Raw genomic sequence first — 20,171 nt, 5'->3', positions numbered from 1 at the left:
AGGGCCGGGCGAGTGATCAGGACTGGTCGCGGCCGAGACCGAGGCCGAGGGCGGTCAGGGCGATCGGGACGGTACGGGCGCTGGCCAGGTGCCGTGCGCCGCCGTACTCGTGGACGTAGAGGTGGCAGCCGCCGAGGTGGTAGCGGATGCTCACCGGCCGCCCCGCGAGGTGCCGGGCCAGGTGTCGGATGAGCCGGATCGGGTCTTCGACCGCCGGGGGTGGCTCCGGCGTCTGCGGGACCGGGATGCCCTGCCGAGGATCGTCCGGTACGACGCGGTGAGCGGCGTTTCCGAGGTATTCGAGGAAGCACGCGGCGGCAGACTGGGGGCTGCGCTGGTAGGGCTTCGGGTCGGCCGGCATGGGACGGTCGGGTGGGATCAACTCGATACCCCAGCCCTCACCATGGATCTTGGTCGGGTCGTCCTCGTCGAGCCGGTGGTCTTCGAGGGTGACCACCAGGGTCTGGTGCAGGCCGAGCGCGAGCCGGACCAGCTCGGTCAGTGGCGGGGCGGCCGGTGGGGCGGTGCAGACCAGCAGTCGCCCGGCGGGGTGCCCGCCGCCCGCGTTGACGAGATACCGGGCCAGCGGGTCGTCCTCGGGATGGTCGACGGTGACCGTACCCTCACACAGGTCCTGCCCCACCTCATGGCCACCGTCGAGGTAGGTGAGGTCGGCGGGTCGGCCGCCGAGGTTCATGGCCCAGTGGTCGAGTTGATAGCACAGGGGTAGTTGGAAGACTGGCTTCCCGCCGGGCTGGGTGGCGACCAGCGGCACGTCGATCACCTGGTCGGGGACAAGCCAGTTGACGTGCAGGGTGGCCTCGTCCAGGTCGGTCATGGTGAGCACCAGCCCCTGGTGGACCCGGTGGCTGTCGCCGCAGGTGGGGCAGGGCATCGTGGTGGGCGCGACCCCGGCACCGGAGCAGCCGGGGCAGTTCGGGTCGGGTGGCTGGTTGGCGAGGGTGCAGAGGCAGGGCCGCAGCCGATGCTCCGGGTCGCAGTCCGGGCAGGGGCCGTACGGGATTAACTCGTCCTGCCACCCGGGAGCCGGCGGCTCCCAGGCGCGGGCCAGGAGGGTGACGCTGCTGCGTACGACCTGGCCGGTGGCCTCCTCGGTCATCACCTCGACCTGGTCTTCGACCTGAAGCCGCGTGTGCTGCCAGCGCCCGTCCCGCCAGATCGCCTGCGCGCCGGGTGCCCGGCCGCCGATCCCGTCCAGGTCGGCGTGGATGCGACGTTCGACCTGGTCCACGTCGATCGTGGGCGGGCCGGCGCGGTGGGCCGGGTGGGGGCGTAGGTAGTGGGCGGGTGCCGTCCTGGCCCGTTCGACCAGGCCGAACATCGCGTCCGACACGCTGGTCGCGGCGATCGCCGCCGACAGGTCGTTGGCCCAACGACGGGTCTTGACCGGCACCGCCCCGCCGGGCAGCTCATAGCGGATCTCCCAGATCACGTCCCGCTCATGGGCCCGTCGGGCCTCCACCACCAGGTCCAGGGAGAGCAGGTCGGCCAGGTGGCAGAGCCGGCTCAGCTCGGCGGGCAGGTCCCGGTCGGGCGTCGGGGTGGACCGGCCGCAGTAGAGCCGCCACGGCTGCCAGGCGAGTCGCGCGATCGCCGCGCCTTCCAGCCGCTGCCGGTCGGCCACCGGCAGGTCGGGCCGCCAGTCGGCGGGGAGCATGACGGTGAGTTCACAGGGCTTACGTTCCAGGCCGTACGCGTCGCGGTATTCGACCGCGCCCACCTCGGCGGCGAGAGCGGCGACGATGGGGGAGAGTGCCAGCTCCCACCGCCCGCCGGCGTTGCGTCGGGGTTCCACCCCACCGGGTACGACGTTGGCCGAGCGCGTTACGCCGGTGTCCAGGTTGACCACGGTGAGTACGAGTTGCCCGCGCTGCCGCCCGGTGGCTCGGCACGAGTCACAGTCGTACGTCAGGTAGCCGCTGCCTTTGCACAGCTCACAGCCCTGATAGGCCCGGCCGTCCACGGTCCGCTCCGCGTTGGCGTCGATGAGGAACCGGTCGCCCATGCGTACGCAGCGGCACACCGTCAGCGCGCGACCCTCTCCCTCGCACTGCTCGCAGACCACCACGGGTGGGCTGAACATTCCCAGGCTCACGTCCGCAGCCCTCCCCGAGGTTGGCAGGCACCCTCGTGCTCGGGTCGCCGTTCGCAGCGCCGCCCGCTGGCGACCAACCGGTCGCAGAAGACCCGATGGTGACCGTCCTGCTCGTCCTCGTGCGTGACGGTGGTCTCGCCGCCGTCCAACTCGTCTAGGAACGCCAGCGACCGCACCAGGGTCCTGGCGAAGATCAGTGCCGAACTCAGGTCGGTTGCCGAGAACGGCAGATGCGCCACGTACCGCGCCGATTCGACCGGCGCGACCTTCCGTATCTCATCCATGGGATCAGAGCACCCTTTCCGCAGCTCACAGGGGGATGAAGGGGCGGCCCGGCACCCTGCCGCAGGGGCCGGGCCGCCCACGCCGCCAGCAGGGAACCCCAGGGGGTACGGGATTGGCAGCGCACACAGCAACGAACTTGGGGCCGGGACACACTTCTGTCCTCGGCTCCTCATCGGACCGCAGTCCGTGACGGGACTCTCACAGCATGCACAAGTCCGAGTTTGATATCAAGGGTTGCCAGGCGAACGCGTACAGTGTTTAGATTCAGTCAGATGTCGATGTGTCGCTGGTTGAAGGAGTCGTCGTGGCAGTACGCGCCTCAGATCCGTCCACTTCGCACGAGTCACCCTCGGGTGTGCTGTCCTCGCCCGTCGTCCAGGGCTGGGAGCTGGGAATACGACTGCGCCAGCGCCGCGAGGAGATCGGTCTGACCGCGACCGCCGCTGGTCGCGCGGCAGGCATCATCCAGGCGTACGTGACCGGCGTGGAGACCGGCAAGGTCAAGCTCCCAGCCAAGCGACTGGAACAACTCATCAAGATCTACGAGCTGGAGCCCGAGGACGCCGCCGAGTTGGAGGCGCTACGAGCCGGTGCCACCCAGCGCGGCTGGTGGCACGAATACTCCCAGCTCTTCCCCGCCGAGTTCATCCGCTTCCTCGGCTACGAAGCGGGTGCTTCATCGGTCCGCACCTATCAGAGCGACGTTATCGATGGACTGCTCCAGACCGAGGACTACGCCCGCGCGGTGATCCGGGGCGGCACCACCACCATTCGACTGACCGAGGTGGAGCGGCGGGTCGCCGCCCGAATGGCCCGGCAGGCTCGACTCACCGGTGAGCGGCCGATCCAGATCAGCGCCGTGTTGGGTGAGGGTGTGCTGCGGCAGCAGGTCGGCGGGCCGACGGTGATGCGTGGCCAGCTCGATCACCTTGCCAGGCTGATGACCGAGCGGCCGGAACAGGTCGAAATCCGGGTCATGCCGTTCTCCGTCGGAGCACATCCCGCGCTCGGCGGAGCGTTCCAGATCCTTTCCTTCGCCCCGCCACAGCTGCCCGACCTGGTTTGGCAAGAGATCCTGACCTCCATCGACATCATCGACCAGTCCGTCCGGGTAACGGACTACGTGGTGACCTTCGCCGAGACGCGCGAGCTGACGTTAAGCTCGGAGGACTCGCTCGCCCTGATCCGGCGGATCGCCAAGGAGATGACGTGACCCCCCTCGACAGTGCTCCCGACCGGGACTGGTTCAAGTCCTCCCGCAGCGCTAACAACGCCAACTGCGTCGAGGTGCGGTTCGCCGCTGACGCTGTGGGCGTACGCGACTCCAAGGACCGCAGCGGCCCGGCGCTCGCCTTCGGCGCTGTCGCCTGGACGGGCTTCGTCACCACCCTCAAGGCTGGCCCGACCCTGCGTACCTGATCTCACCGCGTTTCTGATCTCACCACCTCGTGCCCGGCGGCCATCGCGCCACCGGGCACGGTGCTTCTCGCCTGCCTTTGCGTCCGCGTCTATTGGCGTTGCAATACATCGAGCAGGTCAACTTTTCAGCCGGATCGAGAGGTTATATGCGCGCGCCGATGAGAAGAGAGCTAAGCGACCTTATTCGAGCGATAGCCCGGCAGGATTGGGACGCGGTTGACCGACTCCTGGACGAGTTGAATTATCTGGGCTGGGAGGGGTGGCCGCAGGCACTCGCGGCAGCCTTCGAGGTGTCCGTTGCTCGCAGGTTCCGTGGTCAGAGCCTCCAACAGATCGCCGATTTTGTTAGGGAAACCCGAGCGCTATACCAGGAGGGGGAAACTCTCCCGGCGTTGGAGATGGAGGGGATGATCAGAGCCGTTCTCGGGGAAACTCATCTTGTCGACAGCATCGATTCCGAGACTGCCCTTTCGGCGCTGATTGTCCTTCTCGGCACGCTGCTCCCGGATTTCGATTTCACCGAGGCGCAGCTTGAGGAGTTTCTCAAGGAAGTTGAGGAGCTTGCAGCAGAGCACATGTGATTGAGAGCTTTCCCAGATTTCGGACCGATCTTGCTCGCTTCCTTTGCTCTGTTTCCCTGTAGGCAACAGCAGGGCGGGGGTGGGCGCGGGCTGACGGATGGTGCCGGTTCGGGTACGGTCAGCGTCGGAACTTCCGTGTCCACTGGGGAGGGACTGACGATGGCGTCCGTAGAAGAGGTCAAGGCGGGGGTGGCCCAGTTCGGCGACCAGACCGCTCAGCAGATGGCGCAGATCAGGGCCGTTGCGGAGTCGATGGAGCAGACGGTTGCGTTGCTGCGAGCCGTCACCAGCGGCACCAGCCACCCTCGGGTGGCTGAGGCGTTGGCCCGGATGGAGCAGGTCAAGCAGAAGTTGCACGAGGCGGCGGCGCTCGGGCAGGGCGCGGTTGAGGCGACCCGCAGCTACGTCGCTGGGTTCTAGAAGAGCGAGGTTTTGATGTCGTCCGTGATCGTGCCAGTTGGGCTGTCCATGGGGCCGCGGTTTCGCTACGTCCGGCCACCGGACCCGACGCCGGAGTGCTACGAGATCCACCTAGGCGATGACCTGGTAGAGCTGACTGAGGCTGAGGCGGCGGTGTGGGCAGCCGCCTTTATCGACGCCGAGTCGCATGCGAAGTTGGCGGTGAACCGGGCGTCGCTGATCCGGCTGTTGGAGACCGCACCGAAGCCGGAGCGCCGGGCCGCCCAGATTGTGGATGACCTGCTCAACCGTGGCCTTCTGGTCGAGTTCGACCCGGACAGCAACCTGGAGCCGGTGTTCCGGCGTCACAAGCTTCTGCCGTTGGGCCAGGGGCTTGGCTCCACACCCGAGGAACCTCACCTGCACCGCATCGGCTTCGCCGGAAAAGCCGCCGTCGCCCTTCCAAACACAGTGTTCATGCAGTGGTCCTTCGCTTACCTGCATCCGAATCTGTGGGAGGCGTGCGCCTACTACGCCGATGACTCGGAACACGTCGCCGATGGCGGGGAGCCGCTGGGCTTCACTCCGGCGAGCGTGGCGGGCGAAGTCGCCCAAAATCTGCCGATGATTATCGCGACGAGCTGCGGCTTCCTTGATCCCCTCGTTGGATCATGAGGTATCGCCGCAGGGGACAGCGTCAGGAGCCCAAGGAACGGCCGTTCGCGCGGCGGTTGAAGTATGAGGGTGCGAAGGAAGGGCTCGGGAAGCTTGCGGAGTGGGGTGGTGCGGCTCTCGGAATGCTGCTCGGGGTTGCCGCCACGCGACTCGGGGTTCCGTTGAACCCGTCGATGGCTGCGACCGGTGGTGCGATCCTCGGTGGCCTGCTCGGTTCCAGCGGCAAAGCCTTTGTCGCGGCGGGCATGGACCATCTGCGGGAACGGCGTGAACAGCGGGCGGCGGCCGGTTCTCAGGACAGTCAGGTAGGCGGTGCTGGTGGGCGCGGCTGTCGACGGGGGAGCGGGAGCAACGGCCGGACCCGTACGCCACGGGTGGCGCACTTCTGGAGCGGGCCGATCGGTGAGGCCGGGCAGGTCATTTCTGGCATCGGGGATGTCATCCAGCAGATCGAGCGGGCGCATGAGGCGCTGGGCGGCGTGAGCGAGGCGATGCGGGGGACACATGACCGGGTGATGATGATGTTGTCCGGCGGCCGGTCCGAGGTTGTTCAGCAGACCCACGCGCGCCTTACCAGCGCCCGTACTCATGTCGAAGATTCCCTGACCTTGCTGCGGCTCGCGAACGAAGATCTGCGCGGCTACCTGATGAGCATCTGAATCAGCGCTCCCGAGGTGGCTTCCGTCGGATGCGCCCTACTGCTACCGGTGTTCAGCGCACGTACGACGGTTGCCTACGCCGTGAGGGTCATGCCAGTCGCGATGAGCGGGACGGCGACGAGCAGGAAAACGCCGAAGCTGGTGAGCACCTGACTGCCTGTCGCGGTTTCCCGCTCGGGGGATGCCCCGAGGAGCACCCTTATCTCCTTGGTCGCAAACCGGCTCATCTGGAGGCCGCCGCCGGTAAGGGTGAGGAGAGTGCCGCTGACGACAAGGAGTACGCCGAATCGCCAGCGGAAGCTGCCGTTATCCGCCAGAGTCCATCCGGCCGCGCCCAGCGCCGCGACGAGCATTCCGAGCGTGTATAGAACCGCCGCTTCAAGCAGGCCACGTCGTACTGTCCTCACCTGTGCCTCCAGCCTCGACCTAACCGGGCCTTGCTACCACGAGTTGAATCGCCATCGTTATCACCATCAGAGCGGAGGAAGCGCCAAGGCTCTGACATCGCTTACTGAGGGTCGGGGGTGCCGGTTTCCCAGACGCAGGGTGAGCTGCCGCCGAGGTAGACGTCGTAGTAGCCACCACGGTCCCACAGTTCGATGATGACCCGGTAGCCGTCGTCGCGGCGTTCGACGACAAGTTGCGGGCTTTTGTGGGCCCGCGAATCGCGAACGATCTTGTAGTTGTGTCGCTCCCAGTACCCGGCCAATATGGATATCGTCTGCTCGGACGGCCAGGTTTGCTTGAAGCGCACCTGATAGTCGATCTCGATAAATATTCGTCCGGCGGGTCCGCCGTCGGTGGGATCATCACAGGGGAGCTCGCCAATACCGGCGCGGGTCATTTCCAGCTCGGCACCCGGTGGAAGCTGCTGGAATGCCTCCTGCACGATGTTCTTAACCGTCTGGGTCGCCTGCTCTTTGTTTTCGGTGGGCTGCATGCCTTTATCCTTTCCACAGGCCGTCGCCAAGCTGGCGGTGACGAGGAGTGCCACTAGCGCGAGCCGCCATTGCCTGGAGTGATTCATCTGGTGACCTCGTCGTGTTTGCCGGTGACGATTCGAGAAACGTTGAGGCGAGCTTCGTTGCCTTCGTCCCAGTAGGCGGAGTGGGTCTTGCCTTCGTTGTCTGGGTCGCCGGGGTCGCTGCGGAAGGTCCGGGCACCGAAGTCGTCGCGGGTCGGGTCGTTGCCGTGGGCAAGGTCCCAGTCGGGTATGCGTTTGATCATGTCGTGTTCGGCGCGGGAGGCCCATACCCGATCCGGTGGGAAGCCGTTGAGGTCGTTGACCGAGTTGACGTCGACGCCGGGCGAGCCGAGGAAGATCAGGTCGTTGGCGTTGATACCGGGACCGGTGACCGTGTGGCCGATGACGGTGGACCCGTAGCTGTGTCCGAGTACGACGTTGCGAGATGGTTCATCGTCATGGGTGACTCGCAGACCATTCTGGAAGCGGGACAGGTCCGGCGCCCCGTTGTCGGCGTACTTGTCCTGTGCGGCTTCTGGGATGCTGTCGGGCGCGTCGTAGCCAAGCCACAGCAGCACGGCTGTCTCTCGAGTGGGGTCGGCTTTCCTGGCATCCTCTGCCATTCGGTCCGTCCGGATGATGTCGCCGCCGATCTTGGACAGCTCAGCGCCGGTGCCCGGCACCCAGGTCAGCACGTTGTTAGCCGCGTCCGGGTTGCCGACCGACACGATGGCCCGGCCGTCGTCGGCAGAGGAGAAACCGATCAGGTACGCGCGGGGCTTGGTCGGGTCGGCGAGGCGCTGGCTGATGCGCTCAATGCCCCGCAGCGTGCCGTCGGCCTCTGCTCTTTCGGCCCTGATCCGGTCGAGCTCGGCGAACGCCATGCCGGTCGGATTCGTTGACCCGGGATACAGCTCCCTACCGCGCCCCTGGTCGAGCAGCGCCCGGATGTGCGCCTCCCGGGCTTCCAACTCGGCTCGCCGGGCGGTGAGCGTGTCGTGGTCGCGGTCGAGGACGATCCGGTTGGCCATGTCACGGTTGCTGACGGGTACGCCGTCGAGGTTGCCGATCAGATCCGGATACTCGGTGGTGACGTAGCGGCGCTGTGCCGGGGTCAGCGAGTCCCACCACTTCTTGACCGTGGCGGGGTCGGTCCCCTTCGGCGGGACACTGGTCCGATCGACACGTGCAGCTGGGGCACCGGAAGCTGAGGCCGTGTTCTCGGCGATGAGCTTTGCGGTACGCGCGTCCAGGTCGGCGGCCCGCCGGAGGATCTCGTCGCGGCGTTCGGCCAGGGTGGTCAGCGCGCGGGCGGTGCCCACGTCGGGGTAATCGGGGTCCATGGTGAGCGACCCGTCCGGCCCCACCAGGACTCGTAGCCGCCGGCCCTCAATGATGAGAGCTTCGGCCTGTGCCCGTAGTGCTGCGACGCCGTCGCCGTGTTGCGCCAGCGCCTGGGCGATGGCCAGCACCGGCCGATAGGTGGAGTCCGTCTCCTTACGGAGGCCATCGCAGTGGGCGGTGGCGGCGGTGGCGGCTGGCCCGGATTCCCACACGTCCGGAAGCTTGCGTACGGTCACCGCCAGGTTGTCGGCGTGGCCGTCCAGGGACCGGCCGAGCTGATCCCACATCACACCGGACCGGGAGTACGCGGCACCGTCTGCGGCCAGCAACATCTCGAAGGTGATGGTCATCGGGGTCGCACCTGGTTGCGCTGTCCCGCGCGTTCGTCAGTGGCCTGATATTGGTTGGCCGCGTCGATGATTTTTCCCCCGGTATCTTCCATGCGACTACCCAGGCCGGTGAGGAAGTCGTTCCAGCCCGCTGCCGCCTTGCCCAGCGCGGCGAAGGCTGCCCAGCCGGCTACACCCGGCCCCGGTCCGGGCGCGAGTTGCCCCACCACCGCAGTCACGTCCCGCTTCAATGCCGCGCCGTGACCGACCACCTCGCCGCCCAACGCACGTAGTCCCGGAATGTTCACCCGCAGCGGCTGACCCACAAATGCCCCCGTAACCCATCGATCCGACGGCCTGAAACCTATCAACGATCATCAGCATTGAGCGGCGTGCTGTCGTGGAACTGTCACCGAGAGGGAAGAAGGGGCTTTGGGGGAGGCCGTTGGGGACTGCATGAGGTTGGTCGGATCGGATAGTGTCCGACTGGTCAGGTGGGGGTCACGAATTCCCGCTGATGCGCCTGTCCGTGTCCGGCCGCTCCACGGCGGCTTGCAGGGAGGATCGCATGGCCAGCATTGAGGAAGTCAAAGCCGCAGTTGCCCAGGCTGCCGTCCTGATCCAGGGCAGTTCTGCCGCTGCCCGTGAATACAGCGGTCTCCTGGGCTGACCTGGCGCGTGGAGCCGAGAAAAGAGCTTAGCGACCTCATTCGGGCGATGGCTCGACAGGACTGGGAGACGGTCGATCGCCTTCTGAATGAACTGAACAGGCTTGGCTGGGAGGGTGGGTCGCAGACCATCAGCGCAGCCTTTGCGTTGGCCGTTGACCGTCGATTTTATGGGCAAGGTCTCCAACGCATTGCTCAGTTCGTCAGAGAAACACGTGCTCGGTACCAGGAGGGAGACACGCTTCCGGCCCTGGAGATGGAAGGAATGATTAGGGCGGCACTTGGCGAGGCTGACCCTGTCGATGACATCGATCCCGAAGCTGCACTGTCAGCGCAGATTGCGATTCTTGCAACCCTCCTTCAGGATGCCAATTTCACCGAAAGCCAGCTTGAAGAATTCATTAAGGAAGTCGAAGAGGTTGCGGCAGAGCACATGTAGCTAGCTGTCTTCCTTCCAGTGAATATTAGTTGGGCGTTGGGCGGTTTCTAGGAACTCCACGAGTGCAGCGCGGAGAGTTGCCAGGTTGACTCCCGATCCGGCCGGGTATTCGGTGTAGTGTCCAGCGAAGCTGGGGGAGTCAGACTCGCCGTCCGAGTACATAAATTCGTGCTCCAGGTCGGCGAAGCTGAGATAGCCGAACCCCCGCCATATGCCGATGGTCACATCGTGGTCGGGGATATCGCCAAGATCTTCGTCGTAAACGGTGGGGCGATCCTGATGCTGGACAAGTGCGGCCGTCGAGCCGGGCTGACTGAGCGCCATGATGAGCGCGTCGACATCGTCGGATGTGCGGACTACCATCTCACCACCAGAGTTCTCAGCTTCCGGCGTCAGGATCGTCCAGACTGCGGTGAGGCTCATTGCTTTATCCTCTCGGAATCTCTGGACGAGTACTCGACAAGTTCTGCAACCGTCCGTTGTGTCGTCGTCTGTTTATTGGGGAAGGATGCTGTCGTATTCCTTGTCATACCATCCGTCCATGTTGTGCTTGTGCAGCTTCCCATCGAATCGGGTGAGCATCAACCAATCGCCGTTGAGCGTTAGTGACGCATCCTCGGTAAAACCGGCCAGAACTCTAGCCACCGCCCTCAGCATGTTGGGCTTTCCCTTGGCGGTCAGAGTGTCTTTGCGCATGTAGAAGCTCACCTCTACATAGGTCTCTGGATCCCACCGCCACAGGGTGCCGCCATCGTTTTCTGCCTGGTAGTAGCCCTGACTGCCAGAGATGATGTCTACAACGTAGCCGCACTCTTCGTTGAGGTCTGCGCTGAGCATCCGCTCGCCTGACGGCGTAGTCGATTCGGTGGCATCTGGAACTGCCAGCTTCGCAACGTCCTCAAGCGGTATATTGCCAGCGAGCGTCAGCCAATATTCAACGGACAATGTTGGTCTGTGCCAATCTTGGGGATTTAGTACCACGCGCTGAGTCTGATTCTGCTCGACTTCTTCTCGACAGCATTCAAGATCGCACTTGCCAGCGATGTTGTCGATATGTGGCGCGGAATCGATCTTCCAGTTGAAGGTGTAGGGGCATGTGGTCCTTGGCGATGTTCGCGCATTTGTTTCTCAAAGAGTCACACCCAGGGCAGGCGAGAATCGGGTCGGTGAAGGTGCATAGCTTAGGTGGCTGCGATGTCAGAAATTTGTCTGCCTTTAGGGTGATCATTTGAAGAGTTCGTTGTAGCTTTCGTTGTACCATTCGGCTTTGTTGTATTTGTGGATTCTTCCTTGAATCCGCGTGAGTAGTAGCCAGTCGCCGTTCAGCGTTAGGGCAGCATCCTCGGGGCGTGCGGCGAGAATTCGACCTACGGTCGCGACCATATTCGGAACCCCTTTCCGAGTAAGGTCGTCCTTGGGTAGGCGGAAGATGATGTCAATATATGCCTCTGGCTCCCACTCCCATGATGAGCCGTCATCGTCCTTCGCCTCATAGTAGCCATGGTTGCCTGCTGTGATACTGATCGCGTAGCCACACTCGTCTTCTAGTGCGGCGCTGAACAGTCGCGGATACCCCGGCAGCGGTGGAGCCTCGGTAGCCTGTGGGGCGGCCAGGCTAGCTATCTGCTCCAAAGGAATATCGCCCGCCAGGGTCAACTGATACTCGATTGCCATTCGGAGAGTCCTCTCAATCCTGTCGTACTATCTGAATTAGTGAACCATCTCTTGTCAACGCCACTAGCTCCTTTAGGTTAGATATGGGCCAGTCGTCAAACTGCTTCTGTAGGGAGGTAAGGTCCCCGCCCCAGTCCTGGAGGTTTAGGGCTATTCGTTGAGTCTGCCGATTTTGAATTTTTGTGGAGACCTGGCTCCATATGCCGCGCGTCGACTTATCGGGGGTCGGGGAGTAGCAATCGAAGACATGGCGTTCGAGCAGATAGTCCGGGGTTCTATCCGGGTCGCCCGCATCGCCAGTGTTTAGCCGCGCTTCGGTGGCTTCCTGTTTGGTTGGGTTTTGATGGACCAGGTAGCCCATACGCGCGACTGTATCGGCGCACTGGTTCTCCAGCTCCAAGGCGCGCTGCTGACGAGGACCGTCCTTCGGTGAGACCTTTGTGCGTGGCCCAGTTGGCGTTCCACCGGGAACACCTGTGGGGCGCCGGGTCCACGGCACGGGGGTGCTGTGATCGGTGATCGCCGGGCTGGTCGGTGTAGAACCGCCAGCCCAGGTCAGTTTCCCGGTGCCCCTAACTGCCCCGCCTCGGCGATTGCAGTGTCAACGGACTGACGCGCGGTATCGGAGCGTTGGGCTATCAGTGCCAAGGTCTCCTTGATGTTCCCGAGTGTTTGCAGGAGTGGCCCTGGTTGTCCGCCCTGAAGTACTGTAACGACGAGTTGCCGGACCCCGTCAACCTGGGAAACGAGACCGGCAACCCTCTCCCGTACCGCGTCGATGGCGTTCTGCACGAGTCTCAGCCCGGCGGTCGCCTCCTGTGGCGAGGTGCCCTCGGGCACAGCAGCGGTAGCCCGTGTTGCATCACCGATCGCTGCCGCGAGGCCACCTAGCCCACTTTGGAAGGCGGCGACCGCTTCCCGGACCCGCAGCATGCCGGCCGCAACGGAGGCAAACCCCGCGCCCGCAGCTCGCAGCGCCACCTCCTGCGCTTGGTGGGCGGTTACTTCGGCCAAACTCTGCGTTCGCTCCACACCGCTCATCAGTGCTTGCAGCTCGCCGGTGATCTTCTCAGTGTGCGGCATGATCCGTCCTCCACGGGAAGGTTGAACCGAGGTTAGAAGAGAGCGTCGGGTGGAGGGAAGAGGCCGTCTTGTAGGCCGACCGGCGCTGAGGTTGCAGACCCTGGGGTACGCGGAGCGGGGATTCCTTTCGCCTTCTTGGTTACCTTGCGGCGCGGACCCGAGTGAAGCCCCTTGGCCTGCTCCTCGGCGTAGCGCTGGTGGTTGAGTTCGAGTAGCCGGTCCAGCACCTCCACCTGGACGGCGGGGTCGATGGTGTACCGGATGCCCTGGCGAGTCTCGTGGAAGCCATGCCCGAGCCTCAGATCCGACCAGTCGTACGCCTCGGCCACCGCCTCATCGATTTCGACGTGGATTTCCCGCAGCCGTCGGATGTCTGCGCTGGTGACGCCCTCGTCGTGGACCAGGTTGTAGAGCTTCGTCAGCCCCGACTCCCGCCCCAACATCACCGACCGCCGGTACGAGTCCAACTCCGTTGTGATTCGATCCATCTGCTCGGTCAAGTCTGGCTTGGGGAACGTCTCGTAACAGTCAGAGGGTATGAAGCGAAGGTCGTTCTTCATGCTTGCTGCGTATTTTTCTGTCCACCAGTATTGAAAGTCGCTTGAATGTAATGCTAAGGCGGCACTCTTATCAGTGGCAATCACGACAAGCATGTGAGACAGAACCTGATCTGCTGGAACTAGAGCGGGCATCTGTGTGCGACTGGTTTGGGCGATGACGAGGACGCGGTCGAGTCTTTCGGATGCCTCGTATAGGGCCGGGGCTCTTTCGGCAAACTGCCACCACCGCTCTCGGCGGGCCGTGCGCTTGTTGGTTGCTCGGAACGGTTTTACTTCGCGTTCGACGATGGCGAAGCAGTCCTTGTATTCCTGGGCTCGCTCAATTGGCCAGTTGTGGAAGTTGATGACCCAGCGGCGAGCGGAGCACTCCGGCCGGCTGTTGAGGTCTTCCCCGTTGAGGTAGGGGAACAGCACCTCCTTGTTACGTGGGTCCTTGCCGATGAGCGCTTGGGCCTGCTCCGGCTCTAGGAGGAAGCCGGTGCCGAGGATGTTGGAACCCTGGAACGCCTGGTCGGCGTTGGCGTCGAGGCGGTGGGGGTTGCCCTTGACCCGGGACTCAGCGTCGAGCGATGGGGTGATGCCGCGCACCGAACGGCCGTCGAGGATGCGCTTCTCGCCTGTGCCGGCGTGGCCGAGCCAGAGCAGGGATACCTCCAGGGAGGCGCTGCCGGGCCAGGGTTGCGACTTGTTGGCGCGGTAGATGGTCCAGTGCAGGTCCATCACCGCCTGGTCGAGGCCGACCTCGCGGGTGTCGCCCTGGGCGATGGTGTTGGTGGCGATCATGCCGATCCGGCCCTGCCCCGTCACGCTCAGGTTGCGCAGCAGGAAGTACGAGCACAGGTCGGCGCTGCCGCGCTTCCCCCGGCCGATTCGTTCCACCAGATATTCGCGTACATCGTGGCCAACCGAGCCGGTAAGACGTTGCCCGCCCACGAAGGGTGGGTTGCCCATGACGGCGTCGAAGCCACTGCGGTTGACCACCTCGGGAAACTCCAGCGGCCAGTGCAGCGGCCGGATCGGGGTCTTCCGTGGACCACGTAGCCAGTCCTCGATCGTCGCTGCGAGCCGAATCTCCAACTCAGAGCCGGCCAGGCCGTCCAGTACGGCGTACACGTCGTCGCTGATGCTGGTCAGGCGGTCGTCGTACTTGAACTCGGGGTCGTCTTCGAAGTCTTCCGGGTCCCACGGGCGGCGCTGGGGTCGTACGGCGGTGGAGAGGGCCGCGCCCACGACGGCGTCGGCGGCCAGGCGCGCGGTGTGGCCGAGCATGTCGGCCTGGGCCAACTTGTTGGCCTTGTCGGCGGCGTCCCGGGCGTCCTCCACCACGGTTGACTCGATCGACTCGCGTAGCTCGGTCATCTCGCCGACCAGTTCCCGTAGGCGCTCGCTGACCGAGTTGTAGAGCCGGGCGTGCAGGGAACGGCCCGTTGCCGGGTCGAGGTGGAAGGCGGTGAGTTGGTCGAGGGAGGTGATGCCGACCAGGGAGTCGCCGCAGCGTAGGGCGTGGTCGAGGAAGCCGAACGGTTTGCCCTTGGCCAGGGTGACCAGCCACAGCGACAGCTTGGCCAGCTCCACGGCCATGTCGTCGCGGTCCACGCCATAGAGGCAGCGGGCGGCGACCAGCCGCCGGGCGTTCAGCAGCAGATCGTCCCGGTTGCCGCCGTCGGGCAGGTCGGCCAACTCGGGCGGCAGCCCGTCGCGTTCCCAGGCCCGGACCACCACCTCGGCCAGATAGCGGCAGGCCGAGACGAGGAACGCCCCGGAGCCCATCGCCGGGTCGAGCACCTTGAGTTTCAGGATCTCGTTGGCCTTCTTGGCCCGCCAGACGCCTTCCTCGATGATGCCTTCGGCCGGGCCGGGGGCGAAGCAGAGCGGGGCGAGGGTGTGGCGTACCACCTCTTCGGCCAGGGCACGCGGAGTGTAGTGGGTGCCGGTGGCTCGCCGGTCGCCGAACTGGGTGAACAGCACCGAGCGGGCCGGGAAGACGGTGGGCAGGCCGCGCAGGTCGGTACGGAGCAGCCCCCAGTATGGGCGTACCCGTTCGGCCAGGCTGGCGTCGTTGTCGCAGGCGGCGTGCAGCGCGCCCAGCTCGTGCGGACCGGGGTTGGTGGCGCGGGCCTTGTCGAGCTGCCGCGCGGTCAGGCCGCAACGGTCGAGCAGCCAGGCGCGTAGCGCCTCCTCGCCCTGCCCGGCGTGGGCCTCCAACTCGGCCAACGGTAGCTCCGGCTCATGTTTGCCGATCAACCCGAGGTGCGGGCTGTCGACCCGGGCGACGGCGAAGTCCAACAGACCCTCGTAGACGTGGCCGATCTGCTCGACGCCGAGACTGGAATAGCTGAGCTGCTCGGCGGCCCTACCCCGGTGCCGCAGGATCAGCAGCGCGTCCAGCATCTCGAAGACCACCCGGTCGGTGATCGCCGCAGTCTCCAGCCAGCGGAACCGCCTCGGGTCGAACAGTGAGCCGCCGTGGGCGGGGATGCGCAGGTCGGGATGCTCACTGCCGCCGTGCACGGCGGCGAAGAGGGCGAGCAGCCGGGGCCAGGCCGCCGTCCGCCGGTCGCCCACCTCGTCGCCATAAAGATCGCGTACGGCGCGAAGCTGCCCGTAGAGGGTGGTGGCGGCGTACGACTGGTCGTAGAGCCGATCAGTCAGCGGCAGCAGGCGCTGCTCCTCGGCGTAGAGCAGGAAGACCAGCCGCATCAACACGGTCAGCGCGCCCCGGTAGATCTCCCGATCGCTGACCTGCGCGAGCAGCGCACCGCTGGATTCCCGGTCGAGTCGGGCGAGTTCGGCAACGAAGAGTTCGACGGCCTGGCGTACCTGGTCGCCGAGGGTGGTGGTGACCTGGGTGAGGGCTTCGGCGCTGCGGGCGAAGAGCCCGGCGAGGCTGGCCGACGCGCTGCCGTCGGGATTGGTGGGTGGGGTGAGCACCCGGGACGCGGCGAGCAGGGTGGCGAAGGCGCGCAGCAGCGCCGGCTCCTCCAGCCACAGATCGGCGTCGAAGACGGCGACGCCGGTGGACTCGCTGGGCCGGGCGTGCACCAGCGCCCAGTGTTGCCCGTTGGTGAGCAGCGCCAGCGGGGTGCCGCTGTCGCGGCAGAGCTGCGCGGCCTGCTCGGTCAGGGCGGGCCGGTCACCTCGGGCCGTGGTCAGCGCGGTGTCGGCCGGATAGTGGTAGACGTGCAGCCGAGCGGCCCGCCCGCCCCCGGGCTGCGGACCGGACATCACGATGTCGGGCCGGAAGCCGGCGGTGACCAGGTCGGCGGGGAGGCTGGTGCCGTCGGCGCGGACACTCGGCGGATAGCGCAGCAACTCGCCGAGGATCAGCTCCACCCAGGCCGGGCCGAGCAGGTCGGGGGCACCGCGCAGCTCGGCCCAGCCCTGCCGGATCCGGTCCCGCACGGTGTCGGGGATGGTGTCCAGGCCCTGGGGGAGGGCGTCGACCAGCACCGGCACGGTCAGGAACGGGCCGTCCGGGCCGAGCAGCGCCAGCCACTCGGCGTGCTGCTCGTCGGTCCTCGGCACGTGCGGCCGGGCCGGACGACCGGCGGTCCGGCCGGGGCCACGGCTGGCCGAACCGGTACTCGCAGAGCTTGCGGGACGACGAGGGGCGGGGATGCGCATCAGCGGTCACCTCGGGCGAGGGCGGCGGGCACCAGGAAGGTGATGGCGGCGGGGAACCAGCGGGCGGTGGGGTCGGCATACCGGCGGCGCAGCGCGTCGGTTTCCCGTTGTCGCTGGTCCGGGATGCCGTCGAGCCGGGCGCGCAGCGCGTCCCGGTCGGCCCGCAACTGCTGCTGTTCCAGGGCGAACAGGGTCGGCTGTTCCCAGTGCGGCTCGTCGGCGAGCTTGTGCCGGATCGAGGCGGCCAGCTCGGTGAGCACCGCCTCGATCGCGGTGACCTCCTCCGCGCAGCGCCGGGCCAGCAGCCCGTGCAGGCTGCGGGCCCGCTGGTCGGCCCGGGTCGCCAGCGCCCGGCCGAGGGGGATCTCCAGCGTCGACCAGAGCGCGGCCAACTGTTCGCGTACCCGATCGGCCGGCACCTGCTCGCCGGCGGCGGCCAGCAGCTTCTCCAGCTCCTCCTGGCGGGCCCGGGTCAGCCTGCCGGCCTCGATCGGCCCACCGGCCACCACGATCTCCTCGTGCAGCCGGGTGCCTTCCGCCCCGGTGATGACCACCCGGCCGTGGGCGATCACCGCCGGGGTGCGCAGCAGATCCCCGGGTACGACCCGAGCGGTGACCCGGCTCAGCTTCGCCGCGCTCGAAGCGATGCTGTCGGCACCTCGCGCCTGCGCCCACAGCTCGGCGCGCAGCAGCCGCAGACACATCTGCACCAGCCGGTGCCCGAGGTGCAGCAGCACCACGTCGGTACGCCCCGACGCCGCGTCCGGGTCGAAGGTCACCGGCCGTTCGACCCCGGTGACCGGGTGCAGCAGCCCGTCGTTACGCGCGGCGGCCCAGGCCCCGGGCAGCTCGGGCAGCCGGAACCAGGTGCCGGTGGCGTCGGCCGGGGTGGGCGCGTCGACCAGGTCCCGCCGGTGGGCCAGCCGCAGCCCGGTCCGGACCACCCGTTCCACGGTGGCCGGGGTGAGGTTCAGCTCGGCCCGGCTGCCCTTCAGGGTCTCGGTGAGCTTGTGCAGCTCACGGGCGAGATCACGTTCCACCTTCAACCGGGCGCGGCTGGCCCGGCGGTCGATCTCGGCGTCGGTGACCTGCCAGTCGGTCCGCCTGCCGGTCATCTTCTGTTCGACCTGGGCGGCGATCACCTCGCCCGCGCTGCCCAGGTCGGTACGGATCGCCTCCACCTTCTCCACGGCCACCCGCAGGAAGGCCAGCTCGTCCTCCAGCGAACCGGCGGTGTAGTCGACCTGCTGCCATCCGGCCGGTACGAAGTGCAGCACCTCCACCCGGGCGGCGCGCTGGCCGTGCCGGTCGACCCGGCCGTTGCGCTGTTCGAGCCGGTTCGGGTTCCACGGGATCTCCCAGTGCAGCAGCCGATGGCAGTGCCGTTGCAGGTTGATGCCCTCGCTGGCCGCGTCGGTGGCGAGCAGGATGCGTACCGGGTCGAGGTCGGGATGCTCGGTGAAGACGTTCTTGACGTGCTCGCGCTCGTCGGCGTCCTGCCCGCCGTAGAGCAGGGCGATCCGCTCCTTCGGATAGCCGGCGGTGAGCAGCCGTTCGTGCAGCCAGCGTTGGGTGTCCCGGTATTCGGTGAAGATGATGACCCGCTCGGTGGACCAGTCGCCGTCGGGCCGCACGATCGGGTCGAGCCAGGCGCGCAGCGCGGCGTACTTGGCGTCCGGCCGGTCCTGGGCTGACTGCGCCCAGGTGCGCAGCTCGCCGAGGAGGGCGCGCTCCTCGGTCGACAGTGGCGTGACGCAGTGTCGTACGGCGGCCAGCGCGTCCGCCTCGGTGTCGCCGTACGCCTGGTCGTCCTCGGCGGTCTCGGCCAGCCGCTCGATCATCGGTTGCAGGACCTTCTCACCGGCAACCCGTTCGACCCGGCCCTGAGCGGCGGTGGCGACGCTGTCGGCGTCCCGGGCGGTCATGGTCTTCAGGTGCGTGTCGACGGTCTCCGCGAACGCCTTCGGCGAGGAGAAGAGCCGCCGTTTGAGCAGGGTGGTGACGAAGTCGGCGGCGACCTCACCGGCCCGGCCCTGGGCGCTGTCCCGGCGGCTCGCCGCATAGCGGGAGAGCAGGGCGTGGGCGTTACGTTCGGCCGGGGAGTAGTCGACCTCCAGGTAGCCGAGCTGCCGCACCGGGAAGCGCGGGCTGCCGTCCCACTTGGCCGGCAGTTCGCTCTTGAGCCGGCGCACCATCACCCGGGCCAGCTGTTCCTCGGTGGGCTTGATGCCTCGGGCGAACCGCTGGTCGTCGAGGAGTTCCAGCAGGGCGGTGAACGACTCCTGGTAGCCGTTGTGCGGGGTGGCGGAGAGGAAGAGCCGGTGTTCGCAGTGCGGGGCGAGGGTACGGATGGCCCGGGTGCGGTGCGAGTCCACCGCATAGCGCCCTCGGCCGGACGGCGCGCAGGTGTGGATCTCGTCCACCACCAGCAGGTCGAATGCGCGCGGATAGCGTGGCGTGGTCGGCAGCACCTCGCGGAGCAGCCGCATCGGTCGGTCCCGCTTGAGCCAGTCGACGCTGACGATCAGTCGGGGATAGTGCGTCCACGGGTTGGCGTAGAGGCCGCGAGAGCGGCGTAGCTCCTTGAGTAGATCGGTGTCGACGATGCGGAAGTCGAGGCCGAACTTGTCGCGCATCTCGTCGCGCCACTGCCGGGTCAGCCCGGCCGGGCAGACGATCAGCATGGTGCGGGCGCGGTGACGCAGCATCAGTTCCTGCATGACCAGCCCGGCCTCGACCGTCTTTCCGAGGCCCACGTCGTCGGCGATGAGCAGGTTGGTACGCGGCATGGACAGCGCTCGGACCACCGGATCGAGCTGATAGTCCTCGATTTCGATGCCGGCGCGGAACGGGGCCTGGAGTGCGGTCCGATCGGCCGAGGCGATCGCCCCCCAGCGCACCGCGTCGAGGAACGCCGCCAGTTGTTGCGGGTCGTCGAAGCCGGCGCGCGGGTCGGGCAGGTTGGCGCTGTCGTGCACCACCCGGCCGGGCTCCAACTCCCAGACCACCCGCAGTTCCTCGTCGCGGGCGTCGTCCTCGACGCTGACCAGGGTGACCAGGTGTGGGGCCCGGCCGGTGAACACGTGCGGGTCGCCGCTGGCCACCTCGCTGCGGACGACATCGGCGGCGACCCAGCGGCGGTTGCGGATGGTGACCAGTTGGCCCGGGGCCGGTACGTCGGCCTTCTCCACCCCGGCGGCCTGCTTCGCGCCGTTCGTCGTCATCGGAGTGTCCAAACGGGCCATTCCATCAGTACGTGCCTCCAGATGTCATCGGCGCGTCGGGGGCCTGTCATCGGTCAATTCGTAAGATCAATTGGCTGACATAACATGTAGATGGTTCGACGCGCAGA

At 66.5% G+C, this 20,171-nt stretch carries 20 protein-coding genes; 7 read left to right on the top strand and 13 right to left on the bottom strand.

The features are described from left to right. Positions 1-16 precede the first annotated feature (16 nt). Positions 17-2,116 carry a hypothetical protein gene (locus FHR38_RS08055; protein WP_184534083.1) on the bottom strand — a complete coding sequence of 700 codons (2,100 nt, stop codon included), beginning with the start codon at positions 2,114-2,116 and terminating at the stop codon, positions 17-19. Beyond that, complete coding sequence (locus FHR38_RS08050) at positions 2,113-2,400, bottom strand: hypothetical protein (RefSeq protein ID WP_184534082.1); 288 nt, start codon at positions 2,398-2,400, stop codon at positions 2,113-2,115. Before FHR38_RS08050 ends, FHR38_RS08055 begins: the two co-directional genes overlap by 4 nt. A 305-nt stretch (positions 2,401-2,705) precedes the next feature. On the opposite strand from FHR38_RS08050, the gene FHR38_RS08045 reads away from it, so the two are divergent. The 6 genes from FHR38_RS08045 (at position 2,706) to FHR38_RS08020 (ending at position 6,134) form a co-directional block, all read left to right on the top strand. Beyond that, positions 2,706-3,614 (top strand): helix-turn-helix domain-containing protein, encoded by a 909-nt coding sequence (locus FHR38_RS08045; RefSeq protein ID WP_221448948.1) that lies wholly within the window; start codon positions 2,706-2,708, stop codon positions 3,612-3,614. Further along, entirely contained in the window at positions 3,611-3,820 is a 210-nt protein-coding gene (locus FHR38_RS08040; protein ID WP_184534081.1) for a DUF397 domain-containing protein, read from the top strand. The genes FHR38_RS08045 and FHR38_RS08040 overlap by 4 nt, the downstream gene beginning before the upstream one ends. Before the next feature lie 158 nt (positions 3,821-3,978). Continuing rightward, complete coding sequence (locus FHR38_RS08035) at positions 3,979-4,401, top strand: hypothetical protein (protein WP_184534080.1); 423 nt, start codon at positions 3,979-3,981, stop codon at positions 4,399-4,401. A 159-nt stretch (positions 4,402-4,560) separates the two neighbouring features. Further along, positions 4,561-4,821, top strand: coding sequence for a hypothetical protein (locus FHR38_RS08030; protein ID WP_184534079.1), 261 nt, complete (start codon positions 4,561-4,563; stop codon positions 4,819-4,821). A gap of 15 nt (positions 4,822-4,836) precedes the next feature. Further along, positions 4,837-5,475 carry a hypothetical protein gene (locus FHR38_RS08025; RefSeq protein ID WP_184534078.1) on the top strand — a complete coding sequence of 213 codons (639 nt, stop codon included), beginning with the start codon at positions 4,837-4,839 and terminating at the stop codon, positions 5,473-5,475. Continuing rightward, positions 5,472-6,134, top strand: a complete 663-nt coding sequence (locus FHR38_RS08020) for a hypothetical protein (protein ID WP_184534077.1) — start codon at positions 5,472-5,474, stop codon at positions 6,132-6,134. Before FHR38_RS08025 ends, FHR38_RS08020 begins: the two co-directional genes overlap by 4 nt. A 74-nt stretch (positions 6,135-6,208) precedes the next feature. On the opposite strand, the gene FHR38_RS08015 is transcribed toward FHR38_RS08020, so the two are convergent. From FHR38_RS08015 to FHR38_RS08000, 4 genes are all read right to left on the bottom strand, one after another. Then, on the bottom strand, positions 6,209-6,541 hold the full coding sequence (locus FHR38_RS08015; protein WP_184534076.1) for a hypothetical protein: 333 nt from the start codon (positions 6,539-6,541) through the stop codon (positions 6,209-6,211). 101 nt (positions 6,542-6,642) lie between these two features. Then, on the bottom strand, positions 6,643-7,074 hold the full coding sequence (locus FHR38_RS08010; RefSeq protein ID WP_184534075.1) for a hypothetical protein: 432 nt from the start codon (positions 7,072-7,074) through the stop codon (positions 6,643-6,645). Between the two features lie 83 nt (positions 7,075-7,157). Continuing rightward, a complete protein-coding gene (locus FHR38_RS08005) occupies positions 7,158-8,792 on the bottom strand; it encodes an alpha/beta hydrolase (RefSeq protein WP_184534074.1) in 1,635 nt (544 codons plus the stop codon). Then, complete coding sequence (locus FHR38_RS08000; RefSeq protein ID WP_184534073.1) at positions 8,789-9,097, bottom strand: hypothetical protein; 309 nt, start codon at positions 9,095-9,097, stop codon at positions 8,789-8,791. Before FHR38_RS08000 ends, FHR38_RS08005 begins: the two co-directional genes overlap by 4 nt. A gap of 391 nt (positions 9,098-9,488) precedes the next feature. Between FHR38_RS08000 and FHR38_RS07995 the strand changes: the two genes are divergently transcribed. Next, the gene (locus FHR38_RS07995; protein ID WP_184534072.1) at positions 9,489-9,878 is read left to right on the top strand and encodes a hypothetical protein; all 390 of its coding nucleotides are present in this window, start codon (positions 9,489-9,491) and stop codon (positions 9,876-9,878) included. Here FHR38_RS07995 and FHR38_RS07990 read toward each other — a convergent pair whose 3' ends face one another. The 7 genes from FHR38_RS07990 to drmD all read right to left on the bottom strand — a co-directional run bounded on the left by FHR38_RS07990 (position 9,879) and on the right by drmD (position 20,043). Continuing rightward, positions 9,879-10,301, bottom strand: coding sequence for an Imm1 family immunity protein (locus FHR38_RS07990; protein WP_184534071.1), 423 nt, complete (start codon positions 10,299-10,301; stop codon positions 9,879-9,881). A 72-nt stretch (positions 10,302-10,373) separates the two neighbouring features. Further along, positions 10,374-10,823, bottom strand: coding sequence for a SitI3 family protein (locus tag FHR38_RS07985; protein ID WP_184534070.1), 450 nt, complete (start codon positions 10,821-10,823; stop codon positions 10,374-10,376). Positions 10,824-11,102: 279 nt separating this feature from the next. Beyond that, on the bottom strand, positions 11,103-11,552 hold the full coding sequence (locus FHR38_RS07980; RefSeq protein WP_184534069.1) for a SitI3 family protein: 450 nt from the start codon (positions 11,550-11,552) through the stop codon (positions 11,103-11,105). A 13-nt stretch (positions 11,553-11,565) separates the two neighbouring features. After that, positions 11,566-11,913 carry a CdiA C-terminal domain-containing protein gene (locus FHR38_RS07975; RefSeq protein WP_184534068.1) on the bottom strand — a complete coding sequence of 116 codons (348 nt, stop codon included), beginning with the start codon at positions 11,911-11,913 and terminating at the stop codon, positions 11,566-11,568. A 194-nt stretch (positions 11,914-12,107) separates the two neighbouring features. After that, complete coding sequence (locus tag FHR38_RS07970; protein WP_184534067.1) at positions 12,108-12,635, bottom strand: DUF6244 family protein; 528 nt, start codon at positions 12,633-12,635, stop codon at positions 12,108-12,110. A gap of 32 nt (positions 12,636-12,667) precedes the next feature. Continuing rightward, positions 12,668-16,819, bottom strand: a complete 4,152-nt coding sequence (locus FHR38_RS07965) for an Eco57I restriction-modification methylase domain-containing protein (RefSeq protein WP_221448947.1) — start codon at positions 16,817-16,819, stop codon at positions 12,668-12,670. After that, positions 16,819-20,043: a DISARM system SNF2-like helicase DrmD gene (drmD, locus tag FHR38_RS07960; protein ID WP_184534066.1), complete on the bottom strand. Its 3,225-nt coding sequence runs from the start codon at positions 20,041-20,043 to the stop codon at positions 16,819-16,821. The genes FHR38_RS07965 and drmD overlap by 1 nt, the downstream gene beginning before the upstream one ends. Positions 20,044-20,171 lie beyond the last annotated feature (128 nt).

Source organism: Micromonospora polyrhachis, from assembly GCF_014203835.1.
GTDB classification, from domain to species: Bacteria; Actinomycetota; Actinomycetes; order Mycobacteriales; family Micromonosporaceae; genus Micromonospora_H; species Micromonospora_H polyrhachis.
This window is presented reverse-complemented; position numbering and strand designations above follow the sequence as displayed.